Consider the following 20,073-nt stretch of genomic DNA (forward strand, 5'->3'; position numbering starts at 1 on the left):
GGACGGAAAGACCCCATGGAGCTTTACTGTAGCTTGATATTGGGTGTTCGTATAACTTGTACAGGATAGGTAGGAGCCATAGAAGGCGGAACGTCAGTTTCGCCCGAGGCGTTGGTGGGATACTACCCTCGTTGTATGAACACTCTAACCCACACCGGTTAACCCGGTGGGAGACAGTGTCTGGTAGGCAGTTTGACTGGGGCGGTCGCCTCCTAAAAGGTAACGGAGGCGCCCAAAGGTTCCCTCAAAATGGTTGGAAATCATTTGCAGAGTGTAAAGGCACAAGGGAGCTTGACTGCGAGACCTACAAGTCGAGCAGGGACGAAAGTCGGGCTTAGTGATCCGGTGGTTCCGTATGGAAGGGCCATCGCTCAACGGATAAAAGCTACCCTGGGGATAACAGGCTTATCTCCCCCAAGAGTTCACATCGACGGGGAGGTTTGGCACCTCGATGTCGGCTCATCGCATCCTGGGGCTGTAGTCGGTCCCAAGGGTTGGGCTGTTCGCCCATTAAAGCGGTACGCGAGCTGGGTTCAGAACGTCGTGAGACAGTTCGGTCCCTATCCGTCGCGGGCGTAGGAAATTTGCGAGGATCTGTCCTTAGTACGAGAGGACCGGGATGGACATACCGCTGGTGTACCAGTTGTCTTGCCCAAGGCAGCGCTGGGTAGCTAAGTATGGATGAGATAAACGCTGAAAGCATCTAAGTGCGAAACTCGCCTCCAGATGAGATTTCCCATTCAGAAATGAAGTAAGACCCCTGAGAGAATAACAGGTAGATAGGATGGAAGTGGAAGTGCCGTGAGGCATGGAGCGGACCATTACTAATCGGTCGAGGACTTAACCAAGTAGCAAGCGCAGTGGAAGTCGGAAGACAGAAGAAATAAAGATGATTTAGTTTTGAGTGAGCAAAGCTCACGTGTGGTGATGATGGCACGAAGGCTACACCTGTTCCCATGCCGAACACAGCAGTTAAGCTTCGTCACGCCGAGAGTAGTTGGGGGATCGCCCCCTGCGAGGGTAGGTCGTCGCCACGCATTTATTCCGGCATAGCTCAGTTGGTAGAGCATCTGACTGTTAATCAGGGTGTCGACGGTTCGAGTCCGCCTGCCGGAGTTAGTAGTTGATATTAAATTATTAACTTAAGCTTTGCCGGCTTAGCTCAGTTGGTAGAGCATCGGTATCGTAAACCGAGGGTCGGGCGTTCGAATCGTCTAGCCGGCATATCTGATATGAAGTCGAGACAATTATGTCTCGGCTTTTTTTGTATGTATATATAAATGCTTCTTTAGCACCCTTTTGTTATAAAATTATTTTGCCGATCACCGTTAAATCATTATACGAAATAGTGACGTTTTTCGTGTCTGATGAGTTTAATGAAACAAGCTGGACGTCCTTATCAGTTAAGAATATCTTTTTGATATAGAAGTTATTATGGTAGTTAACGATCACGATTTGATTACTGTAAAGTTCTTCTACATCATAGCTGACAAAAAGTAGCTGCTGATTCGCAAATAATGGCGCTAGTTCATCTCCCTTAACTACAACTACTAAATGGTAATCGTGGGGGATAGGAACGTTGATTTCTACACTATAATGCCTTTTAGTTAAGGAAAAAATGCTAGTGGCTGCGGTTATCTCTCCTTTAATGATTATCTTTTTTGTCTTATTTTCTACTTGATAACTAGCATTTTTCTCTTGGAGTTTCTCGTGCGTTTGTTCCGCAAGTTGTTCTTTGGCACAGTCATAAACAATATTTTGCCGTTGAGGATCCAATTGTTTCATCTGTGCGATAGTTTTGGTAATCAGCGGTTCAGTAGGCAATGCGTCTTGTGCTAGCAAATCATTGATGTCGAGTGCAAAATAGGCTGCAATTGCTTGAATATAGCGTATCTGTGGTTCAGCCGTTCCGTTTTCCCAGCGCGAAAGCATGCTCTTGCTGATCCGCAACTGATATTTTTCGTTTAGTGCAGCTGCCAGCTTTTCTTGCGACAAATGGTTGCTGATGCGCAGTTGTTTTAATTGAGTAGAAAACATAAGGTGCCTCCTAACTAAGATTAGTTTTATCATAACATGGATTTTTAAAAATAAATACGGTGTTGACAAAGTAAAATGATAGCGTTACGATTATTTTGTTCCTTATGTGGAAAATAAATTAAATATTGTGAATGATTAAGGAGGGTTCAGATTGACTACGAAGAAGAAAAGGCGCACGTTTTATTTGCTGACGCTTGATTATCAAAAGGGGATCGTGCACGATGAAGAAAATTATTTACTGTCGGTTGCCGAAATCGACCGGCTGATCTCGTTATTACAGCAGACCAAAAAGGTGAGCATGTCGCTCGACGTGACCGCATATAACGAGATGGTCTACTTAAAGAAGTCGGGCTTTTTTGATAGCGTTAACTTAAATGGGATCAAAACAAAGCGTAAGCCAATTTCTCAGGCTAAGCGCCAGATGATCTATGAACGCGACCAGCACCGCTGTTATTACTGCGGCAAAACACTGCCAGTCGGCGGCTTTCGGCTGGAACATAAGATCCCGATCAGCAGGGGCGGCAGTAACGATGAGAGCAATATCGTTGTTTCTTGCCCGCAGTGTGATACGCGCAAGGGAACCAGGACTGCCACGGAATTTCTGCGTGAGATCGGTGCGCTGTGAGTTTAATGGAGATTCACTTTAGTGCTATAATAACTGTCAAGGGATGGTGAATAAGATGACTAGTGCAAATGATACGATCAATAAAAGAATTTCCGTTAATATTAATAAAAACAAGCTAGAAGCGGCCGAGCTAGTGCTTGATAAACTAGGATTAAAGACTAACGATGTAGTAGCAATGTTACTGACACAAATTGCTGATACGGGATCCCTGCCAATCAGTGAAGAAGAGCTATTAAAGAATAAAATCATTGCTGCTAGTCATAAAACTCCTATCCAAAAGGTGCAAACGTCCGCAGAATGGGAAGAATTTTTTGCGGACTAGCGAGGAATGATTTAAAAAAATTTTTAGCAGTTATTGCTATAATTAAATAAAGCAAAAGATACTCCTAATAGTTAGTACAAAGCTAATTAGGGAGTATTTTTATACCAAAAAACAGCCAAGGAATAAACCTTGACTGCGAATTTGAAACAAATGTAGGAGGAGGCATGCAGAGAAATCTAATGATCAACCGACTTGATTAGACCTTCTCGTGTAATTACCAGATCCTCTACATAACTTTGGCAAGTTATAGGACACTTTTATCGTAACACTTAGCAGGTAACTTGTCTATAAAAACGCTTTCTTAAATATCAAAATAAAAAAACGGGGCTTTTATAGTACGTTTCCGTTAAAAGGGAATACAGAGCATTGCGTATGACAAAATTATTACTGTTCGTCTTGTAAAATATCGGAGAATACATCTTCAGCCGGACGAATTCTATTAGCTAAAACATCCGCGTAGCCAGCTGCTAGTTCACTTTCAGTCTTCAAATTTTGAATATCGTGAACTGTAGGGCTCCAACCCGCGATTATATTCGAACTTAGAGCATACCAAACTGCATTAAACTCCTTTTTATTATCAAATTTGACTCCCATGATAGTTAAATTTTGTGTATCGACAGCTAAATTCATTAAGTACACCTCCATAAATATTTAAAATTCACTGTCTAGTACTTCTACCAAATCATCACCAAATTCTCCAAGATGCACTTGCTGCTCTTTTACCCACTCTGCTCTTGTGAAAGGGTTTTGGTGTACCGAGTTATCAATAAACTGACCATCATTAGTTAATTGATTTTCCTCATGAATAAGGGAAAGGGCAGGAACTGTTAACATTTTAGAAGGACGAACGCCGATATTTTGATTTTTGTCGTTAAACGGTGAGTTAGCCATGGTAAATACCTCCCTTGATCTAATTATATAACCTAAATTTAGGTTAGCAATCAATAATTTGTGCACAAAAAACAGGAACGTGCCGATCCCCCAGACGTGTTCCTGTTCGAGTATTCAAGTTGTGTTTAAGATCTGGGTTAAGAACAAAATTAACCTTGTAGCAAAGTCAAGACACTGTTAGGCATTGCGTTAGCTTGTGCCAACATTGACGTTGCAGCTTGTGACAAGATGTTGGACTTGGTGAAGTTCATCATCTCTTGAGCCATATCAACGTCACGGATCCGCGAATTAGCATCCGACAAATTAGTAGTTGTCGTACCTAAGTTGTTGATCGTGTGGGTCAAACGGTTTTGAGCGGCACCTAAATCAGCACGTTGACCGGAAACCTTGTTGATAGCAGCATCAACGGAAACTAAAGCAGCAGAAGCATTAGCACGAGCATCTTTATCCAAGGTAGAGTTGTAATCTGCGATAGCAGTATTAACTTTCTGTGAAGCAGTAGTTTTGGATGATGTTTCGTTTGTTCCGTTTGTCCCATTTGTTCCGTTTGTTTCATCTGGTGTTTCGGTTGCAGCAGTATAAACTTCACCTTTAGTAGTATTAAATGCATCTTGCAAAGAGGATACCAATGGACCGTTGGTAGGATCTGAAGAAGTGGCATCAACCGCATCAGAGATTGACGACTCTAGTGCTTCAAATTGTTCAGCAGTAACATCATCTTTTACGTTACCATCAGAGTCAAATACAGCATTAAGTTTATCATTTAAATCACTATTTGAATCTAAATAATCTGACATACCTGCAGCATCCATTGCATTTTTTACATCGTCTGCATTGGTTTGAGCGGTTGAATCAACACTAGCTGCAGTTCTTGTAATACTTGATAAATTTGAGGGAGCTACTGCAGCAGTATAAACTTCACCTTTAGTAGTATTAAATGCATCTTGCAAAGAGGATACCAATGGACCATTGGTAGGATCTGAAGAAGTGGCATCAACCGCATCAGAGATTGACGACTCCAGTGCTTCAAATTGTTCAGCAGTAACATCACCTTTTACGTTACCATCAGAGTCAAATACAGCATTAAGTTTATCACTTAAATCACTATTTGAATCTAAATAATCTGACATACCTGCAGCATCCATTGCATTTTTTACATCGTCTGCATTAGTTTGAGCGGTTGGATTAACACTTGCTGGTGTACCTGTATTAGTAATTTCACCAGTATTATCAGTACCATCAGTAGCATCAGTTGTTGTTCCTTGATAAGCCTCTACAACTTTTTTAACATTAGACTGATTACCATAACTGCCGATATCACCTTGTAATTGATTGGCAAATGAAACTAAATCGTTAGTAAATTTTGTAATATCTTCACTTTTAGCGTCATCTTTAATTGTTAACTCACTACCACTAAGTGTACCAATTTTAGTAACGTCCTTTCCTAGATTTCCATATAAAGTCTTAAGGCTACCGTCATAGTCGCTTAAACCTTTATCAGTTCCGCTTCCTTTAACTAATTGAGCAAGTTTGCTAGAGTCCTGATTTTCAAATCCTAAATTCTTAACAAATGATTTCAAAGCGTCTTTTTGTTCACTATCAGTTGCATTAACAGTAATTTGACCTGCACCTGTATCAACACCTAATGTATTGGCGTCCATCGCATTAATATTGACACTCATCGTCTGACCTGAGTTAGCACCGATTTGGAAAGTGAATTGAGTGTTGTCTTTACTCAACAAGTTCTTGGTGTTGAATTGGGTAGTTGTGGCAATTCGAGTAATTTCAGTCGAAAGTGCTGTATATTCCTTGCTAATTTCGGAACGATCTTCACTCGTCAACGTATCGTTAGCTGACTGCACGGACAAGTCACGCATCCGGCCGAGGATACTATGAGTTTCATTTAGCGCACCTTCAGCAGTTTGAATCAGTGAAATACCATCTTGAGCGTTGGTCTTGGCTTGAGTTAAACCACCGATCTGGGCCTTCATCTTTTCGGAAATGGCGAGCCCTGCGGCGTCGTCGCCGGCTTTGTTGATTCGAGAGCCAGATGACAATTTAGCTAAAGAATCGGACTTAGCGTCGTTAGCCGAGTTTAAGCTGGACAACGTGTTCATTGCGGGAATATTAGTATTAATTCTCATTGTGATAACCTCCAAATATATTTTTTTAAGTACTGAACGCGGGAAAACTTGGAACACGCGTTGGCATTTTGGAGGAATATCGTTGAAAGGAAATGCTAATTAAACGGAATTTTAAGAGATATTTTAGAATTAATATAAATTAAAAAAGAACAGAATTGAGGTCAAAATAGAAACTATCACGATGAAATATTATGAGAAAAAATGATTTTATCCATCAATTAGGCATCGATTTTAGATTAAATATGATATTGAAAAATTAAAATAAAAGTGAATTAGATGTGAATAAAAATGGATAGATTTTTTGCGTTGAAAAGTGTCATAAAATTACTTTTTTAGAGAGTAGATATGCTATACTAAATAAGCAAGGGGTTTTATGGGCGGTGGCTGTGAACTCGAAGAGGAGGCGATGCTTATGGCATCAACAAATCTAGTGAAAGGAATCGGCCGGCTTGAGTACGTTTCAGGCTATATCGTTGATGATCGAATTCGCAACATTAGTCATTTTGATTATAGAATTCAACGATCATCACGACGAAAAGTAACACAAAAAAGCCGTCCCTCTATACTTTGGCGAGTTTCTGGGATGGCTTAATCATCTTATAACAATGCCACCGCCTTTAAAGCGGCTTGCCGAGGGTCAGCGTTTTTTGCTGGCTCTCTTTTTGTACCTTCATTATAACACTAGAATAAATTGTTGACTAGAATTAATAACAAAAAACAGGAACGCGCCGATCCCCCAGGCACGTTCCTGTTTGAGTATTCAAGTTGATGAAAATGTAAAAGTTAAATCTTAAATCAAATCTTAGCCTTGTAGTAAGGTCAAGACGCTGTTAGGCATAGCGTTTGCTTGAGCCAACATTGACGTTGCAGCTTGAGAAAGAATGTTGGACTTCGTGAAGTTCATCATCTCTTGCGCCATGTCCACGTCACGGATCCGTGAGTTAGCGTCTGATAAGTTAGTCGAAGTCGTCCCCAAGTTGTTAACGGTATGAGTCAAACGATTTTGGGCAGCACCTAAGTCGGCACGCTGACCAGAAACTTTGTTGATGGCATCGTCAACAGCAACTAAAGCAGAAGAAGCGTTAGAACGTGCATCACCATCAAGTTCACTATTGTAGGAAGCAATAGCATCGTTAACTTTTTTGCCGGGGTTAGTTTTATCGTAAGCGTCTAAAATACTTTGATCAACATTAGCACCATAACTACCAATATCTCCCTGAAGTTGGTTAGCGAATGCAACTAAATTGTTGACATCATCGCTAGTTGGATCCGTTGGGGTACTACTTACCTTATCATAAAGAGTTTGTAAGCTAGAATCATTTTTTGCTAGTGCTGTGACCATACCACTGAGTGAACCACCAGCACCCAAACCACTAACGACACGATTTACAACGTTTTGCAATTTTCCTATTCTCTTTTGTGCATCGCTACCCTTATTATCAATCAATAACTTACTAATGGAATCTTGTAATTTACTAATTGCTTGTGCAGAAGCGTCTGTTAGCTTATGATTGTCATCAAATGTAATGTTAGTGGTATTAAGCGTTCCGTCTGAATCACTAAAAACATTTGTAAAGTCAGTTGCTGCAGAGAACGAAACTGTGTCATAGTTACCGTCAGAAAATTGATTACTTAATTTGTTGACCAACGTTTGAATTTTTTTCAAATCCGCTTTATCGTCTGCCGATACTGATGAATCATTAACAGCTTTATCTACTTCGTCTTTAGCAGCTTTTATTTTGTCGGCATCTAAATCTGCACTACCAGCACTTTTACCATCATCGCCAACAATTACAGCTAACTTTGTTGCTGCAGCTTCATGATCTTCGCCCGAAGCTAAAGTATGACCACTAGCACTTAAATTAGTAAGAGCATCTTTGTATGTTGTATCATCACCTGTATTAAATCCATCAGCAACACTAAAGCCTGTAAATGAGGTCGTTGCGGATGTAACGCTAGGCGTTAAACCCTTAAAAGCTGCATATACATCTGCGGCATCGGCGGCTGATATATCTTCATTGCTATTACCATCTCCACCAATACCAAGACTTGCCCTAAGAGTATTATAAGCAGCAGTTTGTTGCGCAGCTGTAGCATTTACAGTGATATTATTGTTATCAGTGTTATCGGAAACATTAACACCAAGTGAGACAGCGTCCATTGCATTCACGTTAACACTCATCGTTTGACCAGAGTTAGCACCAATCTGGAAAGTAAACTGGGTGTTGTCTTTACTCAACAAGTTCTTGGTGTTGAACTGGGTTGTAGTAGCGATCCGGGTGATTTCGGATGAAAGAGCTGTATATTCCTTTTGAATCTGGCTACGATCTTGGCTGGTCAAAGTATCGTTAGCGGATTGCACGGACAAGTCACGCATCCGGCCTAAGATACTGTGAGTTTCGTTCAAAGCACCTTCAGCAGTTTGGATCAAAGAAATCCCGTCTTGAGCGTTCGTCTTGGCTTGAGTTAAGCCACCGATCTGCGCCTTCATCTTTTCGGAAATTGCCAAACCTGCGGCATCGTCGCCGGCTTTGTTAATCCGGGAACCCGAAGAAAGTTTTGCCAGAGAATCGGACTTAGCGTCATTGGCCGAGTTTAAGCTGGACAACGTGTTCATTGCGGGAATATTAGTATTAATTCTCATTGTGATAACCTCCAAATATATTTTTTAAGTACTGAACGCGGGAAAACTTGGAACACGCGTTGGCATTTTGGAGGAATGTATTTTGAATAAAACACTAATTAAACAGCACTGATACATTTATTTTAGAATTGATATAAATTAAAAAAGAACAGAATTAAGGCAAAAATAGAAACTATTGCGAAGAAATATTATGAGAAAAAATGATTTTATCTATCGTTTAGGTATCGATTTTAGATTAAATATGATATTGAAAAATTAAAATTAATTCGAATAAGATGTGAATAAAAATAGGAAGATTTTTACGCTGAAAAATGTCATAAAATTACTTTTTAGGATTGAGGATATGATATACTGAATGCATGGGAAGTTTTATGGGCGGTGGCTGTGCACTCGCAGAGGAGGCGATGCCTATGGCATCAACAAATCTAGTGAAAGGAAACAACCGGCTTGAGTGTTTTTCAAGCTATCTCGTTGATGATCGAATTCGCAACGTTAGTCATTTTGATTATAGAATTCAACGATCATCACGACGAAAAGTAACACAAAAAAGCCGTCCCTCTATACTTTGACGAGTTAGGGACGGCTCACTTGCCGTAAATAATTTGCCACTGCCTTTAAAGCAGCCTGTTTTCAAAACCGGTGTTAGCGCACCGGTTATTTTTATGTCTTCATTATAACACTAAAAATGTATTATTGACTAGCAATCATGTGCTGAAGTTGCTGGACGCAAACATTGCGTACGGCATTGACGTACGTTACAATGACCCTAGAGAGGTGAACGAGATGGAAAACTATACTCCCACTAAAGCGCGCCAAAATTTCTACCAGATCCTGAAAGATATCAACCAGCAAAAAAAGCCGGTGACAGTCACTCCTGCTAATGGGAATGAAGACCAAGCAGCAGTCATTATTGCTAAAAAAGACTGGGACGCGATTGCCGAAACCCTATATTTGGAAAACACCGGTACCTTGGCTAAAGTGCGCGAACGTGAAGATGACAATAGTGGTTTTACTAATGTTGACGACATTGATTGGGATAATCTATGAGTAATTATCAAGTTGAAATTAAGAATTCCGCCAAATATGAATAAGCAAAAACTACATAAAAAGCCATCCCTCTATACTTTGACGAGTTTAGAGATGGCTTATTTAGCATAACATGATTGTCACCGCCTTTAAAGCGGCTTGCGGAGGGGTCAGCGTTTTTTGCTGGCTCTCTTTTTTGTATCTTTGATTATAACACTAGAATAAATGATCAACTAGCCGTACGCCAATATAATTATATCTAGGAATTCTTATTCAAAAATTTGTGTGAACTCCTTGTCACTAATAGAGAAAGGAGTTTGTCATTCTAAGTTATCAACCCACTTATCAAAGTCATTCAACGTACCGATCTTTTTCACCTGACCGTTTTCGGCCTCTTTTTTTGCAGCTTTAGCTTCTGGAGAATCCAAAAAACTTACTAAGCGCACTTCATTATTAGCTGCTTTAATCAACGACAAGCGAATATATTCAGAAATGGTCAATCCTTGTTTAGCGAGATTATCCTTGGCTTTTTGCTGAATAGCTAAAGTTACTCGAGTAGAAACAGTTTTGTTTTTGATAACAGTATTACCCATGACATCCTCCTTTAACGTTTACTATTGTACTACGATAATTATAACTAATTTGGATTTACCTAGCAATTAATAAAAAAACAGGAACGCGCCGATCCCCCAGACGTGTTCCTGTTCGAGTATTCAAGTTGATGAAAAGTTAAATCTTAAATCAATTAGCCTTGTAGCAAAGTCAAGACGCTGTTAGGCATAGCGTTTGCTTGAGCCAACATTGAGGTAGCAGCTTGAGAAAGGATGTTGTCCTTCGTGAAGTTCATCATCTCTTGCGCCATATCAACGTCACGAATACGCGAATTGGCATCTGACAAATTAGTAGTTGTTGTGCCTAGGTTGTTGATCGTGTGGGTCAAACGGTTCTGAGCAGCACCTAAATCAGCACGCTGACCTGATACTTTGTTGATGGCATTGTCGACGGCAACTAAAGCAGCAGAAGCGTTGGCACGAGCATCACCATCGAGTGAACTATTATATGTCGCGATAGCGTCGTTGACTTTCTTGCCGGGGTTAGTTGCATCATAGGCGTCTAAGACGGTTTGGTCAACTTTGGAACCATAACTGCCAATGTCACCTTGCAGTTGGTTAGCAAATGATACTAAGTTGTTAACATCATCGGTGGTCAATTCAGTTCCATTTAAACCATTACCTGTTCCACTACCGTCATTAGTGCTGATATCAGGAGAGGTAGTAATTTTATCATAAAGTGTTTGCAAACTGGAGTCACTTTTACTCAATGCTGTAACCAAAGCGCCTAAATTACCGGTATTACTACTACCACCAGCATTATCAGCACCAAATGTAGCAGCTACACCATTAACAGCACTTTGTAATGCCTTTAATCTGGATTGAGCATTACTGCCTTTATTAGCTTTATCAGCTAAGGCATCTGTGATAGATTTTTGTAAAGCTTTAAGTTTTGTTTTACCTGTATCACTTAAACCACCTTTGGATGTATCAACGTTAGCAGTTAAAACTGTGGTAATGTCGAGAGAATGATCACCAGTAGTACCATCCTTTCCAAAGAATCCATCTATTGCAGTGTTTAAACCACTACTAGATACGTCAACATACTGGCCACTTTGATAAGCAGTGTTGACTTTGTTCATGATAGTTTGTAATTTCTTTAATGCATCTTTAGCAAAGCCTGTTGCTGATCCTGAACTAACAGCTTTGTCAATTGCCTCCTTCGCTGTTTTAGTGGTCTCTGCAGTTGGAGCAGTAGCATTTAATGTACCGGTATCATCTGTGAATACGGCATTAAGAGCATTCTTTAAGGCTGTACCATCAGCCCCGCTATCACCATAGGTAGCAAAGAAACCGGTAGTTGCTGTATCTAAAACATCGTAAGCAGCTGTGTAATCTGATGCTTCCGTACCATCTAAATCACCATAATCTGTTTTAGTAGGCTTTAAACTAGAAATAGCACTCAGAACAGCTGCTTTGTCAGTTGTAGATAAAGTCCCAGACTTGGGAAGTGCAGAACTACCAGTAGTAGTGACAGTTCCACCAATACCCAAAGAGTTTCTAAGTACACTATAAGCATCAACTTGTTGTCCAGCGGTTGCGTTAACCGTAATCTTACCATTATCAAGATTATCGCCAACTAAAACACCTAGCGAAGAAGAGTCCATCGCATTGACGTTAACACTCATCGTCTGACCAGAGTTAGCACCGATTTGGAACGTAAATTGAGTGTTGTCTTTACTCAACAAGTTCTTAGTGTTGAACTGAGTTGTTGTCGCAATCCGAGTGATTTCAGATGAAAGAGCTGTGTACTCTTTTTGGATTTCGGAACGATCTTCTGAAGTCAAAGTATCGTTAGCTGATTGCACTGACAAGTCACGCATCCGTCCAAGGATACTGTGAGTTTCGTTTAAAGCACCTTCAGCGGTTTGAATCAAAGAAATCCCGTCTTGAGCATTCGTCTTGGCTTGAGTTAAGCCACCGATCTGAGCCTTCATCTTTTCGGAAATTGCTAAACCTGCGGCGTCATCGCCGGCTTTGTTGATCCGGGAGCCGGATGACAATTTAGCAAGTGAATCAGACTTGGCGTCGTTGGCCGAATTTAAGCTGGACAACGTGTTCATTGCGGGAATAACGTTTTGAGTGGGGAAATTTATTTATGAAGTGTCCTAATTTAATCTCATATTAGAAATGTTTTGTTGTAATTTATTTCGTGAAGGTAATTTTTGTAGTCAATCACTGGCCTGCTGAAGAATTTAGCATTATGTTATAATTTAGTCAGCATATGTTCAGTTGTCGTATTTATTAATGGGTGATTGCAAATGAATTACTTATTAACAGCTGTTACTGATTTAAAAACTACACTTGAATCGCTCTCGTACGCGGTAACCATTGCGGGTATCATTTTGTTGTACATCGAAATCAAGCGTTTCAACAATTTAGAACAAATTGCCGTTTATATCAACTATAATTTGGTCAATGAGGCAATAGTTTACCCAGCAGTGCATAAAGTATTCTTAGATTTTTGCGACGAACACCAAGAATATTTTGAGCGTATCAGAAGCAAGGAAGTTCCATATATCAACGTCACGAGTTTATACCATAGATGGAAAAATAACTAAATTTTAGGGGGATAAATATGACAGTAGAAGAAGTAATTACACAAGAAATGGAAAAAATGGAAAAAGAAAATGACGAGCAAATCAAGAAATTGCACAAAGAGTTATTCAGGGAAGATTTGTTAGCCGACGACCAAAGCAAGAAGTAATGTTGCTTGCACGGTGAAGGAAGGAGCTGCCAATTTAGCGCTAAAATATTTTGGCAGATTTATTGAGATGGAAAAATTAATTTATCCGGTAATTATTGAAGAACGTAACGACGATGGTCATTATTATTTGGTCACTTCCCCTGATATCCCAGGAATGGTAACTCAAGGCGATTCTTTTTCGGACGCGGCTTATTGGGTCGAAGATGCAATCGCAACTATGTTAGAAGGCGACGTTGTTTACCCGCAGGCACAGGATCCAAGCAAGTGGCACTTAAAGGATAACGAAAAGGTTGTCTATATTGCTGTAGATATGAAAAAATCGGATGTTAGCTAATAATTAACTATTAATTTATAAAATAAAAAGTCATCTTATAGCTCAACAATAGTTGAAATGGGATGACTTTTTGTGTGCTTTAGTTCGGCTGAATTTTAATTTTTTAATGTCATATTTAATCTAAAATCGATACATAAATGATGGATAAAAACATTTTTTCTCATAATATTTTGGTGCCTGAATTCCATTTTTGCTTCCATTCTGTTATTTTTCAATTTATATAAATTCTAAAACACCCTTAGAAAAATTGATTAATTAACATTTCGTTCAAAATATATTCCTCAAAAATGCCAACGCGTGTTCCAAGTTTTCCCGCGTTCAGTACTTAAAAAATATATTTGGAGGTTATCACAATGAGAATTAATACTAATATTCCCGCAATGAACACGTTGTCGAGTTTAAATTCGGCCAACGACGCCAAGTCTGATTCACTTGCAAAATTATCATCTGGTTCCCGAATCAATAAAGCCGGCGACGATGCCGCAGGTTTAGCAATTTCCGAAAAGATGAAGGCTCAGATCGGTGGTTTGACTCAAGCCAAGACGAACGCCCAAGACGGGATTTCCTTGATTCAAACCGCTGAAGGTGCGCTGAATGAAACTCACAGTATCCTTGGCCGGATGCGTGACTTATCAGTGCAATCAGCTAACGATACGTTGACTTCAGAAGATCGTTCTGAAATCAGCAAGGAATACACGGCTCTTTCATCCGAAATTACCCGAATCGCCACGACAACTCAGTTCAACACTAAAAACTTGTTGAGTAAAGATGATACTCAGTTTACTTTCCAGATTGGTGCTAACTCAGGCCAGACCATGAGCGTTAATGTCAACGCTATGGACGCCTCATCATTAAAAGTTTTAGTCGGTGATGATACAGCTAACGGGCAAATCACTGTTAATGCTACTGCTGAACAACAAGTTAAGGCTTATAATACACTTAGAAATTCTTTAGGAATTGGATCTGTTGCTCAAACTTCTGCGACTAGCGCTGCTCTCCCTAAAACTACTCCTTTAGCTACAGCTGACAAAGCAGCCCTTATAGGTGCTATTACCGGTTTAGCAAACACTGGCACTGATTATGGCGATTTAGCTGACGACGATGCAGATACGTATAAAACTGCTTATGATGCTTTAAATACAGCACCATCAGGTGGTGGTACTAGCTATTTTGCTGGTGCTGGCGCATCTGTTGAAACAGCCATTGATGCAGTATTTACTGATGATGGTGGTACATTAAATAATACTCCAACTGCAGCTATTGTTAAAACAGCTAAGGATACTCTTGATACAGCCGTTGCTTCAGCTACTGGCGATGACAAAACTAACCTGCAAAAACTGCAAACGATCATGAATAAGGTCAACGACGCTTATCAAAGTGGTAAGTATACTGACTTATCTTCTACATTTAATACTAAATTAGACGCAGTTTTTGCTAAGGTTGACAACAGCGGTAACACTCCTACTCTTACTGGTACACATGGTACCGATATTACCGACATGTTAAACGTTGATACTACTAATGGTGGCTTAACCGATACTGGTAAAACTGCCATGAAAACTTTACAAGATTCCATTAAGTCTGCTTTGACAGACAATGCTAATCAGGGTAGTGATATTCAATCCAGGTTGAAAGCACTGCAAAGTGCCGTTAATGGTATCGCTACTACTTATGGCGCTGGTGATGGCTCTGGCTCTGGTAATAATGAAAGTGGTAATACTGGTGCTTTAGGTAATTTAGTCACAGAATTAAGTAACAACGATCAAAGTTTACAAACACTTTATGATAAAGTTAAAGGAGCTCCTAATTTAACTGCTGGAAGTGGGACTGGACTGAATGAAACAACATTAACCAATGATAATATCAATGATTTAGTATCATTTGCTAACCAGTTACAAGGTGACATTGGTAGTTACGGTTCTAAAGTTGCTCAATCTATTTTAGATGCTTATAGTGGAAACGATACGAACGCTGGTGGAAAAGTCAACAGCGCTATTGCAACTTATAATAGTGACCTTGACAAAGACGCTCGTTCCAACGCTTCATCGGCTTTAGTTGCTGTTGACAATGCCATCAACAAGGTTTCTGGTCAGCGTGCCGATCTTGGTGCTGCTCAAAACCGTTTGACACACACCATCAATAACCTGGGCACAACAACTACCAACTTGTCGGATGCTAATTCGCGGATTCGTGACGTTGACATGGCCCAAGAAATGATGAACTTCACGAAGTCTAACATCTTGTCACAAGCTGCTACATCAATGCTGGCACAAGCAAACGCAATGCCTAACAGCGTCTTGACTTTGCTACAAGGTTAATTAATTTGATTTAAATTTAACTTTTCATCAACTTGAATACTCAAACAGGAACACGTCTGGGGGATCGGCGCGTTCCTGTTTTTTGCGTTACTAATCCTAGTCAATAATTTATTCCAGTGTTATAATGAAGGTACAAAAAGAGAGCCAGCAAAAAGCGCTGACCCTCCGCAAGCCGCTTTAAAGGCGGTGACGTTACTACAATAGCAATTTAGCCATCCCAGAAACTCGCCAAAGTATAGAGGGACGGCTTTTTTGTGTTACTTCCGCTCGTTGTGATCTAGGATAGCGATAATCAGCATCCCGAACGCGATCAGCAACGACAGCACTTGAAATGTATCCAAGTGGACTGAAAATCCTTTCGTCAGATTTTTCACGTATTCTCATACGCAATCACCTCCTAGAGAATAAAACAGCCACCGCCCATAAAACTTCCTGCACATTCAGTATATCATATACCTTAATTTAAAAAAGTAATTTTATGACATTTTAAACGCAAAAATCCATCCATTTTTATTCACATCTAATTCATTTTTATTTTAATTTTTCGATAGCTAATTTAATCTAAAATAGATATCTAATTGATGGATAAAAACATTTTTTCTCATAATATTTCTTCGCAATAGGTTCAACTTTTAGTTCAATTCATCCTTTTTTTAATTTATATCGATTCTAAAAGAAGTGAATCAGCGATGCTTAATTAGCATTTATCTCCAACAACATTCCTCCAAAATGCCAACGCGTGTTCCAAGTTTTCCCGCGTTCAGTACTTAAAAAAATATATTTGGAGGTTATTACAATGAGAATTAATACTAAACACCCAATTCACTTTCCAGATCGGTGCTAACTCTGGTCAAACTATGAGTGTCAACGTCAATGCCATGGATTCTTTCTCTTTGGGTGTTAGTGTAGCTAATAACACTGATAACGGCAACATCACAGTCAATGCTACACAGGATCAACAAATTGGTGCATTAAATAATTTTGTCAGTCAATTAGGATATAAATCAGATGCTGGTAATGGTGATGCTCTTTATGATTTGGTTAAGGGTGATGGGACTTCTAGCAACGTTGGTTTAAATCACTATGATTCCAGTTTAGGAAATCTTTACGATAAGCTTAAAGACGACATGGCAAATATGACAGATGGTGATGGTAAAGTTTCTGCTAATGCTGCAGGCTTTACTGATGATAAATTCTCTAAATTGACCACTGATTTAACTTCATTTGCTAATCAATTGCAAGGAGACATTGGTAGCTATGGCAGTAAGAGTGATGTTGATTTAACTAAATACATTGATTCTGCAAAACCAGCTGCAATTGATGCATCTAACTATAAAAATAAAACTATTAATTCTGGTAGTGGTGTTGCTGGTGGTTTGAGTGAACTGACAGATGAATTTTGGAATGGAACAAGTAATGGTGTTAGTGTTAGTGGTATACTTAACGGAATTAATGAGGTATTTAATAAGGATGGTTCATTTAAGACAAGTGCAACTGGAGAACAGTTCGCTGCTTTAAAAGCCGCAATGGGGTCTGCTAACCCTTCCGGTATCTCTAGTGCTGATGGTGCTGCTTTAACTAAAATTAGAACTGGACTTGGATCTTTCACTGGTTATCGTGCAGCCGGTGTGGATACATCAAAACGGCCAACCTCTGGTGATGGTAGTGTAGCTAACACGAAAACAGCTTTAAAGACCTTGTTAGACAGTAATTATTTTGGGACAGTTAACACTACTTCACATGTTGCCGCTAATCATGACGACATTTATCAGGCTTTAAAAGCTGTATTTAGTACAGGTACTGAAAGTAAGATTGGTGATGGCGGTAATGATTCTGACGCAAGTGGTGATTTTGCCTCTACTCCTCCTACTGCCGCTCAATTCAAAACTTTAATTGATGCTGTTAACAATTCTACTGATTCAGCTACTGGCGGTGACCTAGCAGATTTAAAGACACAATTACAAAAATTAGAAGGTAAAGACAGTGTTTACTTAGCTAAAGATAGTCTTGATACTACTAAATACAGCTCTACCGATAGAGGAACGGCTACCGTTAAAGGTGTTAAGGACACCTTGGGAGGTACTAGTGGTACTGATAATTTGTTAACTGCAACCACTGGATATGTAGCAACTCATGCGGATTTTGCTGCTGCTCTCGGCAAAGTATTTGATACTTCAAGTGGCAAAGTAGGCGATTTGAAGTCAAGTGCTACTACTAAAGATTTTGCTGATTTGCAAAAAGTAGTTCAGCAAGCTGCTAATAGTGCAACCGGTGACGATAAAATCAATTTGCAAGATTTAAGCAAAGAGTTAGACAAGATGGTTAATGATGGCGTTTCCACTAAAGCAACTGTTGATGCTAATGCTTCACAGAAGGCTAACAACGCTATTGCAAACTACAACGCTACGCTTGACGGCGATGCCCGTGCCAACGCTTCCGCAGCTTTGAATGCTGTTGACAATGCCATCAACAAAGTTTCTGGTCAACGTGCCGATCTTGGTGCCGCTCAGAACCGTTTGACCCACACGATCAATAACCTGGGCACGACGACAACCAATTTGTCAGACGCTAACTCGCGGATCCGTGACGTGGATATGGCTCAAGAGATGATGAACTTCACCAAGTCTAATATTCTTTCTCAAGCTGCAACGTCAATGCTGGCTCAAGCTAACGCAATGCCTAACAGTGTGTTGACTTTGTTACAAGGCTAATTTTGAATTAAGATTTAACTTTTTATCAACTTGAATACTCGAACAGGAACGCGTCTGGGGGATCGGCGCGTTCCTGTTTTTTTGTGTCTTTAATTGCTACGTTGTGCCAAATTAGATATAATTATCGTAGTACAATAGTAAACGTTAAAGGAGGATGTCATGGGTAATACTGTTATCAAAAACAAAACTGTTTCTACTCGAGTAACTTTAGCTATTCAGCAAAAAGCCAAGGATAATCTCGCTAAACAAGGATTAACCATTTCAGAATATATTCGCTTATCGTTGATTAAAGCAGCTAATAATGAAGTGCGCTTAGTAAGCTTTTTGGATTCTCCAGAGGCTAAAGCAGCAAAAAAAGAGGCCGAAAACGGTCAGGTGAAAACCATCGGTACGTTGAATGATTTTGACAAGTGGGTTGATAACTTAGATGGAAATTAAACGAACTAACTTATTTGAACGTCAACTAAAAAAACTGGCGAAAAAGCATTTCCCCGTCTCGGTATTAAAACCTTGTGTAAAAGCTGTTATTGAACATGATGAACTCATTTTAGCGAGAATCAAAGACCATGCATTAACAGGTAATTGGCAAGGATACCGCGAATTTCATCCAGCTAGGTATGGTTCTTACGCTAGTAATTATGATGGCTGGATTGTAGTCTATCGGTTGCAAAGTGACGAGCTTATCTTGCTATTAGTAACAACGGGTTCACACGAAATTTTGAATAAGAATTCTTAGATATAATTGTATTGGTGTACTACTAGTTGATCACTTATTCGAGTGTTAGAATAAGGACATGAAGAAAGCCGTTTTAAGGGCGGTGACATAGTTTAGAAGTCTGTAAAAGCCATCTTGTACTCGGTCAAAGTAAGTAGGACGGCTTTTTTATGTAGTTTTTGTCCACTCATATTTGGTGAAATTTGTGATAATTACTCATAGATTATCCCAATCAATATCGTCAACATTAGTAAAACCACTATTGTCATCTTCATGTTCGCGCACTTTAGCCAAGGTACCGGTGTTTTCCAAATATAGGGTTTCGGCGATTGCGTCCCAGTCTTTTTTAGCAACAATGACTGCCGCTTGGTCTTCATTCCCATTAGCAGAAGTGACCGTCACCGGCTTTTTTTGCTGGTTAATATCTTTCAGGATCTGGTAGAAATTTTGGCGCGCCTTAGTGGGAGTATAGTTTTCCATCTCGTTCACCTCTCTAGGCTCATTGTAACGTACGTTAATGCCGTACGCAATATTTGCGTCCAGCAACTTCAGCACATGATTGCTAGTCAAATATTTATTTGAGTGTTATAATAAGGGCGTAAAAAATAACCGGTGCGCTAACACCGGCTTTGAAAACAAGCCGCTTTAAAGGCGGTAGCTCAGTTATAAGATTAGAAAAGCCACCCTACAACCTGCTAAAGTTGTGTAGGACGGCTTTTTTGTGTTACTTTGGTTCTATACTAACAAGTGTTGATGACGAAAAATCAATGCTTGTTTTTTTGTATACCAATTTAAATTTAGGTATAAGAAAAAGCATTGCGCTTTTCCGTGTTACAATTAAGTCGACCAAAACCAATTGAAAGGAATGAAGGCAATGCTTTCCACAAATTATCTTATCAAACTTTGGCTCGGAATTACAGATAAAAACATCAATTTTGATGAAAATTATCCCCTCAGTCAGAAAATTATCAAAAAGAAACCAGCGCTT

20 protein-coding genes, 2 tRNA genes, 2 rRNA genes and 1 pseudogene are annotated in these 20,073 nt (G+C 39.7%); 16 read left to right on the top strand and 9 right to left on the bottom strand.

The features are described from left to right. The 4 genes from ACSYSK_RS09615 to ACSYSK_RS09630 all read left to right on the top strand — a co-directional run. A 23S ribosomal RNA gene (locus ACSYSK_RS09615) occupies positions 1-848 on the top strand; the annotation flags it as partial. A gap of 72 nt (positions 849-920) precedes the next feature. After that, a 5S ribosomal RNA gene (gene rrf / locus ACSYSK_RS09620) occupies positions 921-1,037 on the top strand. Positions 1,038-1,043: 6 nt separating this feature from the next. Then, a tRNA-Asn gene (locus ACSYSK_RS09625) sits at positions 1,044-1,116 on the top strand. A 35-nt stretch (positions 1,117-1,151) separates the two neighbouring features. Further along, a tRNA-Thr gene (locus ACSYSK_RS09630) sits at positions 1,152-1,224 on the top strand. 78 nt (positions 1,225-1,302) lie between these two features. Here ACSYSK_RS09630 and ACSYSK_RS09635 read toward each other — a convergent pair. Beyond that, entirely contained in the window at positions 1,303-2,037 is a 735-nt protein-coding gene (locus tag ACSYSK_RS09635; RefSeq protein WP_491715383.1) for an XRE family transcriptional regulator, read from the bottom strand. A 151-nt stretch (positions 2,038-2,188) separates the two neighbouring features. Here ACSYSK_RS09635 and ACSYSK_RS09640 point away from each other — a divergent pair, with 151 nt between their 5' ends. Further along, complete coding sequence (locus ACSYSK_RS09640; protein ID WP_491715384.1) at positions 2,189-2,662, top strand: HNH endonuclease; 474 nt, start codon at positions 2,189-2,191, stop codon at positions 2,660-2,662. A 55-nt stretch (positions 2,663-2,717) separates the two neighbouring features. Further along, entirely contained in the window at positions 2,718-2,984 is a 267-nt protein-coding gene (locus ACSYSK_RS09645) for a type II toxin-antitoxin system RelB/DinJ family antitoxin (RefSeq protein ID WP_491715385.1), read from the top strand. 384 nt (positions 2,985-3,368) lie between these two features. Here ACSYSK_RS09645 and ACSYSK_RS09650 read toward each other — a convergent pair whose 3' ends face one another. From ACSYSK_RS09650 to ACSYSK_RS09660, 3 genes are all read right to left on the bottom strand, one after another. Continuing rightward, a complete protein-coding gene (locus tag ACSYSK_RS09650; protein ID WP_491715386.1) occupies positions 3,369-3,614 on the bottom strand; it encodes a hypothetical protein in 246 nt (81 codons plus the stop codon). A gap of 21 nt (positions 3,615-3,635) precedes the next feature. After that, a complete protein-coding gene (locus tag ACSYSK_RS09655; RefSeq protein ID WP_491715387.1) occupies positions 3,636-3,875 on the bottom strand; it encodes a hypothetical protein in 240 nt (79 codons plus the stop codon). A 149-nt stretch (positions 3,876-4,024) separates the two neighbouring features. Beyond that, on the bottom strand, positions 4,025-6,019 hold the full coding sequence (locus tag ACSYSK_RS09660; protein ID WP_491715893.1) for a flagellin N-terminal helical domain-containing protein: 1,995 nt from the start codon (positions 6,017-6,019) through the stop codon (positions 4,025-4,027). A gap of 449 nt (positions 6,020-6,468) precedes the next feature. On the opposite strand from ACSYSK_RS09660, the gene ACSYSK_RS09665 reads away from it, so the two are divergent. Then, positions 6,469-6,561, top strand: coding sequence for a putative holin-like toxin (locus ACSYSK_RS09665; protein WP_491715894.1), 93 nt, complete (start codon positions 6,469-6,471; stop codon positions 6,559-6,561). A 260-nt stretch (positions 6,562-6,821) separates the two neighbouring features. On the opposite strand, the gene ACSYSK_RS09670 is transcribed toward ACSYSK_RS09665, so the two are convergent. After that, the gene (locus ACSYSK_RS09670) at positions 6,822-8,663 is read right to left on the bottom strand and encodes a flagellin N-terminal helical domain-containing protein (protein ID WP_491715895.1); all 1,842 of its coding nucleotides are present in this window, start codon (positions 8,661-8,663) and stop codon (positions 6,822-6,824) included. Between the two features lie 447 nt (positions 8,664-9,110). On the opposite strand from ACSYSK_RS09670, the gene ACSYSK_RS09675 reads away from it, so the two are divergent. Next, positions 9,111-9,203 (top strand): putative holin-like toxin, encoded by a 93-nt coding sequence (locus ACSYSK_RS09675; RefSeq protein WP_491715896.1) that lies wholly within the window; start codon positions 9,111-9,113, stop codon positions 9,201-9,203. 243 nt (positions 9,204-9,446) lie between these two features. Beyond that, the gene (locus tag ACSYSK_RS09680; RefSeq protein ID WP_491715897.1) at positions 9,447-9,710 is read left to right on the top strand and encodes a type II toxin-antitoxin system Phd/YefM family antitoxin; all 264 of its coding nucleotides are present in this window, start codon (positions 9,447-9,449) and stop codon (positions 9,708-9,710) included. A 299-nt stretch (positions 9,711-10,009) separates the two neighbouring features. Here the strand turns inward: ACSYSK_RS09680 and ACSYSK_RS09685 are convergent, their stop codons facing one another. Then, positions 10,010-10,282 carry a RelB gene (locus tag ACSYSK_RS09685; RefSeq protein WP_491715898.1) on the bottom strand — a complete coding sequence of 91 codons (273 nt, stop codon included), beginning with the start codon at positions 10,280-10,282 and terminating at the stop codon, positions 10,010-10,012. A gap of 152 nt (positions 10,283-10,434) precedes the next feature. Next, positions 10,435-12,363, bottom strand: coding sequence for a flagellin N-terminal helical domain-containing protein (locus tag ACSYSK_RS09690; RefSeq protein ID WP_491715899.1), 1,929 nt, complete (start codon positions 12,361-12,363; stop codon positions 10,435-10,437). Positions 12,364-12,561: 198 nt separating this feature from the next. Here ACSYSK_RS09690 and ACSYSK_RS09695 point away from each other — a divergent pair, with 198 nt between their 5' ends. The 4 genes from ACSYSK_RS09695 (at position 12,562) to ACSYSK_RS09710 (ending at position 15,659) form a co-directional block, all read left to right on the top strand. Continuing rightward, on the top strand, positions 12,562-12,861 hold the full coding sequence (locus tag ACSYSK_RS09695) for a hypothetical protein (protein ID WP_491715391.1): 300 nt from the start codon (positions 12,562-12,564) through the stop codon (positions 12,859-12,861). A 17-nt stretch (positions 12,862-12,878) separates the two neighbouring features. After that, positions 12,879-13,007, top strand: coding sequence for a hypothetical protein (locus ACSYSK_RS09700; RefSeq protein ID WP_491715390.1), 129 nt, complete (start codon positions 12,879-12,881; stop codon positions 13,005-13,007). Positions 13,008-13,074: 67 nt separating this feature from the next. Continuing rightward, on the top strand, positions 13,075-13,341 hold the full coding sequence (locus ACSYSK_RS09705) for a type II toxin-antitoxin system HicB family antitoxin (RefSeq protein ID WP_491715389.1): 267 nt from the start codon (positions 13,075-13,077) through the stop codon (positions 13,339-13,341). A 353-nt stretch (positions 13,342-13,694) separates the two neighbouring features. Beyond that, on the top strand, positions 13,695-15,659 hold the full coding sequence (locus ACSYSK_RS09710; RefSeq protein ID WP_491715900.1) for a flagellin N-terminal helical domain-containing protein: 1,965 nt from the start codon (positions 13,695-13,697) through the stop codon (positions 15,657-15,659). Between the two features lie 257 nt (positions 15,660-15,916). Here the strand turns inward: ACSYSK_RS09710 and ACSYSK_RS09715 are convergent, their stop codons facing one another. After that, on the bottom strand, positions 15,917-16,033 hold the full coding sequence (locus tag ACSYSK_RS09715; protein ID WP_491715901.1) for a putative holin-like toxin: 117 nt from the start codon (positions 16,031-16,033) through the stop codon (positions 15,917-15,919). A 2,082-nt stretch (positions 16,034-18,115) separates the two neighbouring features. On the opposite strand from ACSYSK_RS09715, the pseudogene ACSYSK_RS09720 reads away from it, so the two are divergent. The 3 genes and pseudogenes from ACSYSK_RS09720 to ACSYSK_RS09730 form a co-directional block, all read left to right on the top strand. Further along, positions 18,116-18,370 (top strand): annotated as a pseudogene (locus ACSYSK_RS09720) (flagellin); the annotation flags it as partial. A 159-nt stretch (positions 18,371-18,529) separates the two neighbouring features. Continuing rightward, positions 18,530-18,808: a RelB gene (locus ACSYSK_RS09725; protein WP_491715392.1), complete on the top strand. Its 279-nt coding sequence runs from the start codon at positions 18,530-18,532 to the stop codon at positions 18,806-18,808. After that, positions 18,798-19,106 (top strand): type II toxin-antitoxin system YafQ family toxin, encoded by a 309-nt coding sequence (locus ACSYSK_RS09730; protein WP_491715393.1) that lies wholly within the window; start codon positions 18,798-18,800, stop codon positions 19,104-19,106. Before ACSYSK_RS09725 ends, ACSYSK_RS09730 begins: the two co-directional genes overlap by 11 nt. Positions 19,107-19,301: 195 nt before the next feature. On the opposite strand, the gene ACSYSK_RS09735 is transcribed toward ACSYSK_RS09730, so the two are convergent. After that, entirely contained in the window at positions 19,302-19,565 is a 264-nt protein-coding gene (locus ACSYSK_RS09735) for a type II toxin-antitoxin system Phd/YefM family antitoxin (RefSeq protein ID WP_491715394.1), read from the bottom strand. Between the last annotated feature and the right edge of the window lie 508 nt (positions 19,566-20,073).

The sequence above is a fragment of the Ligilactobacillus sp. ESL1201 genome (assembly GCF_058503265.1).